We start from the raw sequence: 13,651 nt of genomic DNA, 5'->3' as shown, positions 1-13,651 counted from the left end.
GCGCATGTACGGGGTTTCCCCCGCCCTCGGCGGGCGGGGGAGCGCCGGGTTCGGCGGGCGGGGCCGAGCCGCGCCGGGTGACCGGGGGAGAGCTGCCGGGATCCAGCAGCCCGCCCCACTCCTGACCCGCTCCGAACCAGTCCCCGGGCCGCTCAGCGCCGGGCATATTCGCGGAAGCCACGGCCCGTCTTTCGGCCGAGGCAGCCCGCGGCCACCAGGTGCTCCAGCAGCGGCGCCGGAGCCAGGCCCGGGTCGCGGAACTCGCGGTGCAGGACCTTCTCGATCGCGAGGGACACATCGAGCCCGACGACGTCCAGCAGCTCGAACGGGCCCATCGGGTAGCCGCCGCCCAGCTTCATCGCCGCGTCGATGTCGTCGAGCGTCGCGTAGTGCTCCTGCACCATCTTGATCGCGTTGTTCAGGTACGGGAACAGCAGCGCGTTGACGATGAATCCGGCCCGGTCGCCGCAGTCCACGGCGTGCTTCCTGATCCTGCCGCAGACCTCGCGGACCGTCGCGTGGACGTCGTCGGCCGTCAGCACGGTGCGGACGACCTCGACCAGCTTCATCGCCGGCGCGGGGTTGAAGAAGTGCATGCCGATCACGTCCTGCGGACGCGAGGTGGCGCGGGCGCAGGCGACGACGGGCAGCGACGAGGTGGTGGTGGCCAGCACCGCACCCGGCTTGCAGACCTTGTCCAGCGTCGCGAACAGCTGCCGCTTGATCTCCAGGTCCTCGGCGACGGCCTCGACGGCCAGATCGACGTCGGCGAACGCGTCGTACGAACCCGCCGCGGTGATCCGGTCCAGGGTCTGCGCGGCGACCTCGGCGGTCATCCGGCCCTTGTCGACAGAGCGGGAAAGGGACTTGCCGATACGGGCCTTCGCGGTCTGCGCCTTCTCCTCGCTGCGGGCGGCGAGCACGACCTCGTACCCGGCCTTGGCGAAGACCTCCGCGATCCCGGACGCCATGGTGCCGGAGCCCGCGACACCGACCGAGCGGACCTCACGGCCCGGCGTGAGGGCGGCGCCGTCCAGCGGCGTCAGCGCGTCCCGCACGACGGCGGCGCTGCCCGGCGCCTCGTACGTGTAGAAGCCGCGGCCCGACTTACGGCCCGTCAGGCCCGCCTCGCTGAGCTGCTTGAGGATCGGCGCGGGGGCGTGCAGGCGGTCGCGGGACTCGGCGTACATGGCCTCCAGGACCTTGCGCGCGGTGTCGATGCCGATCAGGTCGAGCAGCGCCAGCGGGCCCATCGGCAGTCCGCAGCCCAGCCGCATCGCGGCGTCGATGTCCTCGCGGGAGGCGTACTTCGCCTCGTACATCGCGGCCGCCTGGTTGAGGTAGCCGAACAGCAGCCCGTCGGCGACGAATCCGGGCCGGTCGCCCACCGCGACGGGCTCCTTGCCGAGGTCCAGGGCGAGGTTGGTGACCGCGGAGACGGCGGTCGGCGCGGTCAGCACGGAGGAGACGACCTCGACCAGCCGCATCGCCGGCGCCGGGTTGAAGAAGTGCAGACCGAGCACCCGCTCCGGGCGGGACGAGTCAGCGGCCAGCCGCGTGACCGAGAGGGCGTTGGTGCCGGTCGCCAGGATCGTCTCGGGGCGCACGATTCCGTCGAGCTCGCGGAAGATCTGCTGCTTGATCTCGTACGACTCCGGCGCCACCTCGATGACCAGGTCGGCGTCGGCCGCGGCCCGCAGGTCGGTGGAGGTGCGGACGCGGGCGAGGGCGTCGGCGCGCTCGTCCTCGGTGAGCCTGCCGCGCTCCACGGCGCGGGCGGTCGAGGCCTCCAGGGCGGCGACGGCCTTGGCGGTCGCGGCCTCGCTGATGTCGATGCCGATGACGTCGCGGCCGGCCTTGGCGAGGACCTCGGCGATGCCGGTGCCCATGGTGCCGAGGCCGACGACGGCAACGGTCTGCAGCGGGGACAGAGGGGTGTCGGACAGGGGAGTGGCCATCGCGGGACTCCAGGAATGAGGGTGACGACTGGGAGCGCGCCCGGGTGCGCCGAGGCCGGCCCAATCGAGGCCGAACTGTGAGCGCACCGGGTGCGAGAGGAGTGAGTGCGGGTGTTGCCGGGCTACTGGCGCACACGCCCGGTGCCGTCGCCGAGGGGCGTGCACACGCCCCGGGGAACGGAGGATCCGACCGGCCCTGTCCCGGAGCCGAGTCGTACTGAGGTACGCGATGTACCGAACCGACCAACACTCGCGGCGGCTGCGTCACCAGGCCGCTGCAAGCAAATCTGCGAGTGGGTGACTCGCTCGTATGAGCTTAACCGGTGGGTAACGAGCACGCCAGCCCCCGTCTTTGTGATGTAGGTCCCGAGAAGCGGGCCGCTTGCATACGCTCGCCTTCATGGACGAAGAGTTGCGATCACTCACGGAGCGCTTACGGCAGGAGTCCGGGGCGTCCGCCGCGTACGACCGCCTCGTGACGACCGGGGACCTGGGCGAACTGGCCGACGTGCTCACCGCGCCGGGGCAGCCGCTGTGGGCCAGGGAGCTGGCCGCGTTCCGGCTGGGCCTCGCCGGGGACCGGCGGGCCTTCGAGTCCCTCGTCCTGCTCCTCAACCATCGCGACCCGCAACGCTGCGCCTCCGCCGCCCACGCCCTCGCCCGCCTCGGCGACCCGCGCACCGCCCGCGCGGCCGCCGCCCTCGCCACCAACGAACTCCGCGTCGCCTACGCCCTGCACCCGGTCCGGCTCCTGGTCGAACTGCGTGCCCCCGAGGCCGTGCCCGCTCTGATCACCACCCTGGAGCGACGTCTGCGCCCGCACGACCCCTACCGCCGCGTGGCCCTCGCCTGCGTGGACGGCCTCGGCACCCTCGGCGACACCCGGGCCAGACGCATCCTGAACGAGGCCCTGGCCCACCCGACCCTCGCGGAGGCCGCGGTGCGAGCGCTGGCACGCATCCCGCACCAGCGGTGAGGCCCCGGCCGGCGGGCGGCAACGCGCAAGAACGGACGACGGCAACGCGTAAGAGCGACGCCCCTGTCAAGCGACGCCCCTGTCAGTCGGCCCTCAGCGCACGCGCGTACCGCACCTCGGGCACCTCGACGCCGTCCACCTCGAAGGGCTCCTCGGCCCCGTCCGGCCGGAAGCCCGCACGTTCGTAGAAGCGCCGGGCGCGGTCGTTGTCCTTGAGGACCCACAGGAGCATGCGGGCGTGTCCGGCGGCCGTGCACCGGCGTACCGCCTGCTGGAGGAGGGCCTGCCCGATGCCGGCCCCGTATCGCACCGGGTCCACGTAGATGGCGTACAACTCGGCGTCCCCGGTCCGCACTTCGCCGTCGCGGTACGGGCCGTGGCAGGCCCAGCCGACGATCCGGCCGTCGTGCTCGGCGACCAGGTCGACCACACTGCCGTCGGACTGCGAGAAGTAGCCGCGGCGGCGTTCGGCGTCCCGGGCCACGTCCAGGGCGTCCAGGTACGACTGCGGGATCAGGCCCTTGTAGGCGGTCTGCCAGCCGCCGATGCGGATCTCGGCGACGCGGTCGCAGTCGGCCAGGGTCATGGGGCGGATCCGGATCCCGTCGTCATCCATGACGGCACCGTAGTCACTCCCCGACCCGGCCTGCCCTCGATTAACCCGGCAGCACCGCGAACGCCTCGATCTCCATCAGGAACTCCGGGCGCACCAGCCCGGCGACCTGGACCGCCGACGCGGCCGGCAGTCGGTCGTCGGGTATGTGCTCGGCGCGGGCCGTGCGGAGGGCGGGCATGTGTGCCATGTCGGTGACGAAGTAGGTGAGCTTGATGACGTCGTCGAAGGTCGCGCCGGCCGCGGTCAGGCACCGTCTCAGGTTCTCGAAGACCTGGCGGGCCTGGGCCTCGGGGTCGCCCTCGCCGACCGGCTTGCCGTCCTCGTCCAGGGCGAGCTGTCCGGAGACGGCGACGAAGCGGCCGGTGCCGAGCACGACATGTGTGTACTGGGCGGCGGGGGCGACCCCGTCGGGGGCGGGAATCCTGGTCAGCTCACTCATGGGTCCATGGTGGACCATGGGTCTGACAACGCCCCCGACGGACCGTCAGGCGATCGGTGACCGGCGATCGGCGATCAAGCGCTCAGTGGCGGAAGCCGACCAGCCGGTGCAGCTCCGCGCCGCGCGCCGCCGCCGACACCACCTTGGAGCTCAGCGGCTTCGGGTCGGGCCGCGCCTCGCACACCGCGTCGACCTCACCTGCGCCGCGCGGCACCGTGCCGTCGGCGAGGTAGGCCGCGAGGTGCTTGTCCAGGCAGGAGTTCCCGCCCAGCGTGACGGCGTGGTTCCCACCGCCCCGCTCGACCACCAGGCTGGAGCGGGCCAGTTGCCGGTGCACCGTGACGGCGCCCTGGTACGGGGTGGCCGCGTCGTCGGTCGACTGGAACAGCAGCACCGGTGGCACCTTGCCGTTGGTGATGCTCACCGACGGGAGCGGGTCCTGCGGCCAGAACGCGCACGGCGCGTTGTACCAGGCGTTGTTCCAGGTCATGAACGGTGCCTTCGCGTGCACGGACCAGTTGTCCGTCCGCCACTGCTGCCAGTCGCGGGACCAGGCGGCGTCCCGGCACTGCACGGAGGCGTAGATGCTGTAGCTGTTCTCGTCGGACGCGTCGGTGGCGCCGAACCTCTCGTACGCCTCGACCAACGGGTCGGCGTTCCCGTCGTTCACATACGAGGCGAACGCCTCGGCGAGGTAGGGCCAGTAGCCGTTGTAGTAACCGCCGGGCAGGAAGGTGTCCTCCAGCTCGGAGGCGCCGACCTTGTCGCCGGCCGGCGTCCTGGCCAGGGCCGCCCGCATCCGGTACCACGCGGCCTCGACCCTCGACGGATCGGTGCCGAGCCCGTACGTCCGGTCGTACTTGGCGACCCATGCCAGGAACGCGCGGTGCCGGTCGTTGAAGGCGACGTCCTGCGCGAGGTTGGCCTCGTACCAGACGCCGGTGGGATCGACGACCGAGTCGAGGGCCGCGCGCCGCACCCGCTGCGGGAAGAGCTTGGCGTAGACCGCGCCGAGGTAGGTGCCGTACGAGTAACCGAAGTAGTTGATCTGCCGCGCCCCGAGTGCCGCGCGGATGCGGTCCATGTCGCGCACGGCGCTGACGGTGTTGAGGTGCGGCAGCACGTCCGCGTACTTCTTGCCGCAGGCCCGCGCGAAGGACTTGGCGCGCAGCAAATTGGCCCGCTCGATCCACGGTGTGCTCGGCAGGGAGTCCGGGCGCACCGGGGCGAAGTGGCCGGGCTTGCAGTTGACGGCAGGCTTGCTCCTGCCGACGCCGCGCGGGTCGAAGCCGATGACGTCGTACTGTGCCGCCACCGCCTTGGGCAGTGCGGAGGCGACGAATCCGGAGAGCATGAGACCGCTGCCGCCGGGGCCGCCCGGGTTGACCAGCAGCGGGCCCTGGTACTTATTCGCGGTGTGCGGGACGCGGGACAGCGCGAGGGTGATCTGCCGTCCGCGCGGTTCGGTGTGGTCGAGCGGCACGTCGAGGGACGCGCACTGCAGCGTCGGGTATTTCGTCGTGCCGCACTTCTTCCAGGCCAGAGGTGCGGTCTTGAAGGTGTCCGCGGTGTTCGTGGCGCTCGCTCCGGCGGGGACGGCCGTCACGGTTGCGGCCATGACGACGGCGGCGCCGCACAGCACGGCTGAGCGTCTTCCCATGGGGTCCTCCCAGGACGGAGGGTGCGGGACCGCGAAGGCCACGATCCCGGCCGCATTCATCCCGGAACGGGCGCCTGGAAGAACTGCTTCGGGCAAGACTTGACCCTATTGGGCCGAGAGATGCGCTCCAATGCCCGCCAGCGCTCTCAGATCAGCGAGAGCTGGGTCGGTTCGGACGGCGCGTGCTCCGCGGGGGCCGGCTCCGGCTCGCGGATCCGCCGGGGCATCCCCGCGCGCGTGGGGCCTATGCCGTACTCCTCCGCCAGGTCGTGCACCTGACGGGTGACCCGGCGCTGGTACCACTTTGGCGCGTAGGCGCCGTCCGCGTACAGCCGCTCGTACCGGCGCACCAGATACGGGTGCTCCCGGCCGAGCCAAGCCATGAACCACTCGCGTGCCCCGGGCCGCAGATGCAGCACCAGCGGCGTGACCGAGGTGGCCCCGGAGGCGGCGATCGCCCGCACGGTGGCCCGCAGTTGGGCGGGGCTGTCGCTCAGGAACGGGATCACCGGCGCCATCAGCACACCGCATCCGAGCCCGTGCTCGGTCAGCGTCCGTACGACGTCCAGGCGGCGTTCGGGGGCGGGGGTGCCCGGCTCCACGGTGCGCCACAGCTCGGGGTCGGTGAAGCCGACCGAGACGGAGACGCCGACGTCCGTCACCTCCGCGGACTGCTTCAGCAGCTCCAGGTCGCGCAGGATCAGCGTGCCCTTGGTCAGGATCGAGTACGGGTTGGCGTGGTCGCGCAGGGCGGCGAGGATCCCCGGCATCAGGCGGTAGCGGCCCTCCGCCCGCTGGTAGCAGTCGACGTTCGTGCCCATCGCTATGTGATCGCCCTGCCAGCGGCGCGAGCCGAGCTGGCGGCGCAGCAGCTCCGGCGCGTTCACCTTGACCACGATCTGGGAGTCGAAGCCGAGGCCCGTGTCCAGGTCCAGATAGCTGTGGGTCTTGCGGGCGAAGCAGTACACGCACGCGTGCGAGCAGCCCCGATAGGGGTTCACCGTCCACTCGAAGGGCATGCGCGAGGCGCCCGGCACCCGGTTGAGGATCGAGCGGGCCCGGATCTCGTGGAACGTGATCCCGGCGAACTCGGGCGTGTCGAAGGTGCGGGTGACCACCGCGTCCGCGCCGAACAGCGCGGAGTCGGCACGGCTGTGGTCGGACTCCAGGGTGAGGTTCTCCCAGCGCATGAGGCCTCCTCGGTAGCACTGCCCCCAGAATAGAACACATGTTCCCTTGATCGTGCGACCTATCTCCGGGCTTCGATTTCGATCACTGTGCGATCGCTTCGGAGAGCTGATCGGGACCCCGATTTGGGCGGTCCGGCAGCGGGGTGGTTGGCTTGCTCCAACCCCCGAGCATTCAGGTCCTGGAGGAAGTCAATGGCGCAGGTCGAGGCCACTACGGAGCGGGTCGTCGCGGCGGACGCGGAGAAGGTGTTCGACGCCCTCGCCGACTACAGCGGCACGCGGCAGAAGCTGCTGCCCGGGCACTTCAGCGAATACGAGGTGCGTGAGGGCGGCGACGGCGAGGGCACCCTCGTCCACTGGAGGCTCCAGGCCACCAGCAAGCGCGTACGCGACTGCCTCCTGGAGGTCAGCGAGCCCACCGACGGCGAGCTCGTCGAGAAGGACCGCAACTCCTCCATGGTCACCACCTGGCGGGTCACCCCGGCCGGTGAGGGCAAGTCCCTCGTCGTCGTCACCACCACCTGGCAGGGCGCCGGCGGTATCGGAGGCTTCTTCGAGAAGACCTTCGCGCCCAAGGGTCTCGGCCGGATCTACGACGAGCTGCTCGTCAAGCTCGCCACCGAGGTCGAGAAGTAAGTCCCAGGTGCCCGGGGGTCCTTGGTCCCCTCACTGGATCGAGTGGATCTCCGCCGTGTCCGGGACTGTGCCGTAACTCGCCGTGCTTGCTCGTAGTTGTCGCCTAATGCGGGAAATGTGAGCAGGTACGGCGAGGGGAGCGGTACGTGGGCGGCACGACTCTGGTGCAGGACGAAACCGTCACCGCACCACCTCAACAGGCCCCGCCCCAAGACGCAGATTCCCAACTGAGCCCGCGCCGGGTGCGGTTGGTCTTCTTCGCGCTGATGCTCGCGCTGCTGCTGGCCGCGCTGGAGCAGATGATCGTCGCCACCGCCCTGCCGAAGATCGTCGGCGAGCTGCACGGCCTGGACAAGATGTCCTGGGCGATCACCGCCTACCTGCTCACCGCCACCGTCGGACTGCCGATCTACGGCAAGCTCGGCGACCTCCTCGGCCGCAAGGGCGTCTTCCAGTTCGCGATCGTCGTCTTCGTCATCGGCTCCGCGCTCGCCGGGCGGGCCGAGACCATGGACCAGCTCATCGCCTACCGCGCGGTGCAGGGCGTCGGCGCCGGCGGGCTCATGATCGGCGTCCAGGCGATCATCGCGGACATCGTGCCGGCCAGGGAGCGCGGCCGGTTCATGGGCCTGATCGGCGCCGCGTTCGGCCTCGCCTCGGTCGCCGGCCCGCTGCTGGGCGGCTACTTCACGGACCACGTCTCCTGGCGCTGGTGCTTCTACATCAACGTCCCCTTCGGCCTCGTCACCCTGGCCGTCGTGGCCGTCGTACTGAAACTGCCGAAGCCGAGGACCAGGGCCCGGCTCGACGTCCTCGGCTCCCTGCTGCTGGCCGCCGCCTCCACCTGCCTGGTCCTGCTGACCAGTTGGGGCGGCATCGAGTACGCCTGGGACTCCCGTGTCATCCTCGGCCTCGCCGGGGGAGCGGCCGTCGCCTCGGTGCTCTTCGTCGTCGCCGAGCACTTCGCCGCCGAACCGCTCATCCCGCTGCGGCTGTTCAGGGACTCCGTCTTCAACGTCACCGGCCTGGTCGGCCTGGTGATCGGCGTCGCGCTGTTCGGCGCCGCCAGCTATCTGCCGACCTATCTGCAGATGGTCGACGGGGCCACGGCCACCGAGTCGGGCCTGCTGATGCTGCCGATGATGGGCGGCATCGTCGGCGCCTCGATCGTCTGCGGCCAACTCATCAGCCTCACCGGCCGCTACAAGATCTACACCGTGCTCGGCGGCGCGCTCTCGGCCGTCGGCATGTGGCTGCTGTCCCGCCTCGAAGCCGACACGCCCCGGCTGCACTACAGCCTCTGGATGGCCGTGCTCGGCGCCGGCATCGGCATGGTGATGCCGGTCCTGATCCTCGCCGTGCAGAACTCCGTACGCCCCGCCGACCTCGGCACCGCCACCAGCGCCAACAACTACTTCCGGCAGATCGGCGGCAGCGTCGGTGCCGCCATCTTCGGCACCCTCTTCGCCGACCGCCTCGCCGACGCCCTGGCCGAACGGCTCCCCACGCGCGCGGGAGCCGAGCTGCCCGACCCCGAGTCGATCACCCCGCAGCTCGTCCACACCCTGCCCCCGGCCCTGCGCGACGACTACATCCAGGCCTACGCCGACGCCATGCCGAGGATCTTCCTGTACCTCGTGCCGGTGCTCGTGCTGGGCCTGCTCATCGCCTTCTTCCTCAAGGAGAAACCGCTGGTGTCCCACAACGCCCAGGCCCCTCAGGCGGAATCGGCGCGGGTGAACGCCCCGATCCCGCCCGCCCGTTCGCAGTACGCCACCGGAGTCCCCGTCGGCGGCCTGGTGCAGCATCCCGACGGAACCGTCGTCCCGCGCGCGGCACTCACGCTTATCGACATCGGCGGGCAGCAGGTCGGGCGCGGCGCGAGCGGTGACGACGGCCGGTACGCGCTGGCGACGCCGGGCCCGGGATCGTACGTCATGATCGCCGCGGCGGGCGGCCACCAGCCGCAGGCCGTCACCGTTACCGTCGGTGAACGCCCCGTCGATCTGGACATCGTCCTCGGCGGCGCCGGACGCCTCGCCGGGCGGGTGCTCACCCCCGACGGCACGCCCGTGGACGCCACGGTCACGCTCACCAACGTGCAGGGCGAGGTCGTCGCCACCACCCGCAGCGGGCGCGAGGGCGGCTACGTCATCACCGAACTCGTCGCCGGCGAGTACACCCTCGCCGCGAGCGCCTCCGCCTTCCGCCCGGCCGCCGTCCCCGTCACCGTCAAGGCGGCCCGCGAGACCCGTCAGGACATCGAACTCGCCGGCGGCGCCCTGCTGCGGGGCACGGTGCGCGCGGGTGGGGGGCGGCCCGTCGAGGACGCGCGCGTGACGCTGCTCGACGCGGCCGGCAACGTCATGGACACGCTCACGACCGGGCCCGACGGGACCTTCCGGTTCGTCGACCTGTCCACCGGCGAGTACACCGTCATCGCCACCGGTTACCCGCCGGTCGCCACCGTGCTCCAGGTCGCCGGCGGAGGCCGTACGGAACGCGATCTTCAGCTCGGACACGAGGACTGAGCCGGCGCACCCGCACCTGGATTGTCCTGCGGGGACGCGGCGCGGGCGGGTCTTTCGGCCCCTGCGCGGGCCGTCTTGATCTCGTCATATCAATTCCCGTATTGCCGCACATCACGTCGGCCCGGAGCCGTACGGTGGTGTGGGCGCACAGATCTTGTGGAGCCGTGGGGAGAGAGGGCCTGGGCCATGGACCGTGGCACCGAGAGGGACGGCGCGGTGACGGAACACGCCGCGTCCGGACGGATCCCACTGGCCGTGGTCGTGGTGGACCGCGAGGGCCTCGTCTCACACTGGAGCTCCGGCGCACGCCGTCTGTTCGGCCCCGCCAAGGAGCAGGCGATCGGACGCGCGGCCGTCGATCTGCTGCCCGTCTCCGGCGCGCTGCCCGAGGACGACGACGTCTCGCTGTACGGCGCCTACTCGGCGTACGACGGTCTCGGCCACGATCTCGAGACGTCCCTCGACGGACGGCTGTACTACCCGGCCGCGGGCCGCGCCCGCCTCACCGTGCCCGAGCGAAGCGAGACGGGGAGCGACCGGGTCGACGTCCTGTGGTGGGCCTACCCGCTCGTGGGCCCCGGCCCGGAGCGGCTGCTGGTGCTGGGCGCCGACGTGGGCCGGCTCCAGCAGGAGGCCCAGGAAGAGGACACCGGCTACGAGCGCGTCGCCCCCGCATTCGCCCTGCACACCGACTTCCCCGGCGCCGAGGAACTCGCCGGGAGGCTCCCCGAGATCCTGCCCAGCATGAGCGTCGAGGAGAGCGCCCGCATCGTCGGCCAGATCCTCGAACTGGGCTATCCGGTACTGGAGTTCAGCCAGAACGACCGAGTGCCCGTCACGCCCGACTGGGGCGTGCCCCGGCGTGTCGAGCGCAGGGCGCGCCGCGAGCGGGCCGCCCGGTCAGCCGCTCAGGGCCTGCCGTTACCGCGGGAGTACACCGACGAGGCCGAGGACCTCGAGTACGTCGCCGTACGCGAACGCCTGGAGTTCCTGAACGAGGTCAGCGGCCGCATCGGCACCTCCCTCGATCTGTCCCGGACCATCGTCGAGGTCAGCAAGGCCGTCGTGCCCCGCTTCACCGACGTCGCCGGCACCTATCTGCGCGAACAGGTCGTCGCCGGCGAGGGATTCCCCGAGGGCGTGCCGGACACGACCACCATGTGGCATCGGGTCGCCCTCGAACACACCGACGAACCCGGCCGCTGGGAGGACGTCGTGCCGGTCGGCGAGGCCATGCCCTTCCCGGCGCACACGCCCTTCTTCCAGTGCATGACCACCGGCGACCCCGTGCTCGTGCCGCGCATCAGCGAGCAGATGGGGCACGCCATCGCCTCGCAGTTCGAGAAGCGGGACATCCGGCCGCTCATCACGGGCCGCTCCATGCTGGTCGTGCCGCTCAAGGCCCGCGACGTGGTGCTCGGCTTCATGATCCTGCTGCGCCACCCCGAGCGCGTCGAGTTCAACGACATGGACCGGGTCACCGGCGCCGAACTCGCCGCCCGCGCCGGCCTCGTGCTCGACAACGCGCGCATGTACACGTACCAGGAGAGCGTCGCCGAGACCCTCCAGGACAGCATGCTGCCGCACATCCCGCCGCGCATGGCGGGCTGCGACATCGCCACCCGCTATCTGCCGGGCACCCTGCTCGGCCGGGTCGGCGGCGACTGGTTCGACTCCGTCAAACTGCCCGGCGCCCGCACCGCCCTGGTCGTCGGTGACGTCATGGGGCACGGCCTCAACTCGGCCGCCATGATGGGCCAGTTGCGAACGGCCGTGCAGACCATGGCCGCCCTCGACCTGCCGCCCGCCCAGCTGCTGCGCAACCTCGACGACCTCGCCCAGCGCCTCGGCGACACCTACCTCGCGACCTGCCTGTACGCCGTCTACGACCCGATCGCCGGCGAACTCGACATCGCCAACGCCGGCCACATCCCGCCCGTCCTGGTCCGCGCCGTCAACGGGCGCAGCGAGCTGCTCGACCTGCCCACGGGCGCGCCGATCGGCGTCGGCGGGGTGCCCTTCGAGGCGGTACGCGTGCGCGTGCAGCCCGGCGACCGGATCGTGATGTGCACCGACGGACTGGTCGAGGTGCGCGGCGAAGACATCGGTGTCGGGCTCGCGACGCTGTGCGAGTCCGCCGCCCATCCGGCCGCGTCCATGGACGACGCCTGCGACACGATCATCCGCGCGCTCGCTGTGACATTCTCGGAAGCGGGCTGCGGCGGCCGCAAGGACGACGTGGCCCTGCTGATGGCCCGCCTCAACGGCATCGAGCCGGAGGACGTCGCCGAATGGCGGCTCGGCCTCGACCCGGCGGAGGTCGGCCGGGCCCGCGCCCTCGTCCGTGAACAGCTGCACGGCTGGGGCCTGTCGCGGCTCACCGACAGCGCCGAGCTGCTGGTCAGCGAGCTCGTCACCAACGCCGTACGCCACTCCCACAGCCGTCCCGTAGAGCTGCGCCTCGTCCGTGGTGAGACGCTGCTGTGCGAGGTGGACGACGACGACCATGAGCTTCCGACCCTGCTCCACGCGGGGCCGGACGACGAGACCGGACGCGGGCTGCGTGTGGTGAGCGTGCTCGCCCGCGCGTGGGGCACCAGCCGTACGAGCGCCGGAAAGGCCGTCTGGTTCGAACTCACCCTCCCGCGACGCTGACGCCTCGCCCCCAGGGGCGGACGGCTTGTGTCCCGAACGGCGTACGACGGCGCACGAGTCTCGAATGCGGAGTGAAGGAATGCGCCACGCGCTTGTAGCCGTCACCGGGCCGCGATAGACCGGACTCGCCCGTCACTTGACGACGGGTCGGCGTCGCAACCTGGGGAGTTGGGCACATGAGCGTGACGAGTCGGTACCGTCAGGCCTGGGAGGGCTTCTGGCGTGAAGCGAGCGGTGAACAGGGCGCGGTGTTCTGGGATGCCGAGCCTGCCCTGACCGCCGGCCGCCACCTGGCCCTCTTCGAGGCGCACCTGACCGATCCGGGCCTGCCGATGGTTGACCTGGGCTGTGGGAACGGCACTCAGACGCGTTTCCTCGCTGAGCGCTTCCCGCACGTCGTCGGCGTCGAGCTGTCCGCCGCGGCCCTCGACCACGCCCGGCAGGCGGACCCCGCCGGGCAGGCCACGTACCGGCTGTTCGACGCGGTGGAGAAGGCCGAGACCGAGACGCTGCACGCCGAACTCGGCGACACCAACATCTACATGCGGGGCGTGCTGCACCAGGCCGAGCCCGACGACCGGCAGCTGATGGTGAACGGGATCGCCACGCTGGTCGGCGAGCGCGGCCGGGCCTTCCTCGTCGAACTCTCCGAGTCCGCGAAGCCGATCCTCATGGGCCTCGCGCAGAGCCCGTCGGGTCCGCCGCCCAAGCTCGCGCCGATCTTCCGGCACGGCATCGCCCCCGGCGAGGTCGCCGACGCCTCCGTGCCCGAGTATCTGCGCGCGGCCGGGCTCGGCGTCCTGGCGAGCGGTGAACTGGCGCTGATCACCACGGAGTACGGGCCCGACGGCGCCCGGATCGAGCTGCCCTCGAAGTGGGTGGTGGCCGGCCGGACGGTGTGACGGCTGTGGCGGCGGGCGGGGCACGGTGACCCCGCCCGCCGCACCGGCAGCAGGCGTTGCGGCCCTTGCGGTACGCCGCCCAGCCGGC

At 71.4% G+C, this 13,651-nt stretch carries 10 protein-coding genes; 5 read left to right on the top strand and 5 right to left on the bottom strand.

Features of this window, described 5'->3' with window-relative positions; genetic code table 11:
- Positions 1–152: 152 nt before the first annotated feature.
- Entirely contained in the window at positions 153–1,958 is a 1,806-nt protein-coding gene (locus tag OG331_RS12490) for a 3-hydroxyacyl-CoA dehydrogenase family protein (protein ID WP_406195133.1), read from the bottom strand.
- 400 nt (positions 1,959–2,358) lie between these two features.
- Here OG331_RS12490 and OG331_RS12485 point away from each other — a divergent pair, with 400 nt between their 5' ends.
- Entirely contained in the window at positions 2,359–2,934 is a 576-nt protein-coding gene (locus OG331_RS12485; protein ID WP_406195131.1) for an adenylosuccinate lyase, read from the top strand.
- An 82-nt stretch (positions 2,935–3,016) separates the two neighbouring features.
- On the opposite strand, the gene OG331_RS12480 is transcribed toward OG331_RS12485, so the two are convergent.
- From OG331_RS12480 to OG331_RS12465, 4 genes are all read right to left on the bottom strand, one after another.
- On the bottom strand, positions 3,017–3,550 hold the full coding sequence (locus OG331_RS12480; RefSeq protein ID WP_406195129.1) for a GNAT family N-acetyltransferase: 534 nt from the start codon (positions 3,548–3,550) through the stop codon (positions 3,017–3,019).
- Between the two features lie 40 nt (positions 3,551–3,590).
- A complete protein-coding gene (locus OG331_RS12475; protein ID WP_406195127.1) occupies positions 3,591–3,989 on the bottom strand; it encodes a RidA family protein in 399 nt (132 codons plus the stop codon).
- Between the two features lie 82 nt (positions 3,990–4,071).
- On the bottom strand, positions 4,072–5,649 hold the full coding sequence (locus OG331_RS12470) for an alpha/beta hydrolase (protein ID WP_406195125.1): 1,578 nt from the start codon (positions 5,647–5,649) through the stop codon (positions 4,072–4,074).
- A gap of 146 nt (positions 5,650–5,795) precedes the next feature.
- On the bottom strand, positions 5,796–6,839 hold the full coding sequence (locus OG331_RS12465; protein ID WP_406195123.1) for an Rv2578c family radical SAM protein: 1,044 nt from the start codon (positions 6,837–6,839) through the stop codon (positions 5,796–5,798).
- A gap of 192 nt (positions 6,840–7,031) precedes the next feature.
- On the opposite strand from OG331_RS12465, the gene OG331_RS12460 reads away from it, so the two are divergent.
- From OG331_RS12460 to OG331_RS12445, 4 genes are all read left to right on the top strand, one after another.
- Entirely contained in the window at positions 7,032–7,475 is a 444-nt protein-coding gene (locus tag OG331_RS12460) for an SRPBCC family protein (protein ID WP_406195121.1), read from the top strand.
- A gap of 146 nt (positions 7,476–7,621) precedes the next feature.
- Entirely contained in the window at positions 7,622–10,006 is a 2,385-nt protein-coding gene (locus tag OG331_RS12455) for an MFS transporter (RefSeq protein ID WP_406195119.1), read from the top strand.
- Between the two features lie 186 nt (positions 10,007–10,192).
- Positions 10,193–12,661, top strand: coding sequence for a SpoIIE family protein phosphatase (locus OG331_RS12450; RefSeq protein WP_406195117.1), 2,469 nt, complete (start codon positions 10,193–10,195; stop codon positions 12,659–12,661).
- Between the two features lie 176 nt (positions 12,662–12,837).
- The gene (locus tag OG331_RS12445; protein ID WP_406195115.1) at positions 12,838–13,563 is read left to right on the top strand and encodes a class I SAM-dependent methyltransferase; all 726 of its coding nucleotides are present in this window, start codon (positions 12,838–12,840) and stop codon (positions 13,561–13,563) included.
- The last annotated feature ends 88 nt before the right edge of the window (positions 13,564–13,651 follow it).

This window comes from Streptomyces sp. NBC_01017, from assembly GCF_045162795.1.
GTDB classification, from domain to species: domain Bacteria; phylum Actinomycetota; class Actinomycetes; order Streptomycetales; family Streptomycetaceae; genus Streptomyces; species Streptomyces machairae.
Note: the sequence above shows the minus strand (reverse complement) of the source record. Positions and strands in the feature narration are given on the sequence as shown.

Coding starts and splice junctions, on each gene's coding strand:
- OG331_RS12460 (WP_406195121.1), top strand. CDS start 7,032: ATGGCGCAGGTCGAGGCCACTACGGAGCGGGTCGTCGCGGCGGACGCG.
- OG331_RS12465 (WP_406195123.1), bottom strand. CDS start 6,839: ATGCGCTGGGAGAACCTCACCCTGGAGTCCGACCACAGCCGTGCCGAC.
- OG331_RS12445 (WP_406195115.1), top strand. CDS start 12,838: ATGAGCGTGACGAGTCGGTACCGTCAGGCCTGGGAGGGCTTCTGGCGT.
- OG331_RS12470 (WP_406195125.1), bottom strand. CDS start 5,649: ATGGGAAGACGCTCAGCCGTGCTGTGCGGCGCCGCCGTCGTCATGGCC.
- OG331_RS12450 (WP_406195117.1), top strand. CDS start 10,193: ATGGACCGTGGCACCGAGAGGGACGGCGCGGTGACGGAACACGCCGCG.
- OG331_RS12485 (WP_406195131.1), top strand. CDS start 2,359: ATGGACGAAGAGTTGCGATCACTCACGGAGCGCTTACGGCAGGAGTCC.
- OG331_RS12475 (WP_406195127.1), bottom strand. CDS start 3,989: ATGAGTGAGCTGACCAGGATTCCCGCCCCCGACGGGGTCGCCCCCGCC.
- OG331_RS12480 (WP_406195129.1), bottom strand. CDS start 3,550: ATGGATGACGACGGGATCCGGATCCGCCCCATGACCCTGGCCGACTGC.
- OG331_RS12490 (WP_406195133.1), bottom strand. CDS start 1,958: ATGGCCACTCCCCTGTCCGACACCCCTCTGTCCCCGCTGCAGACCGTT.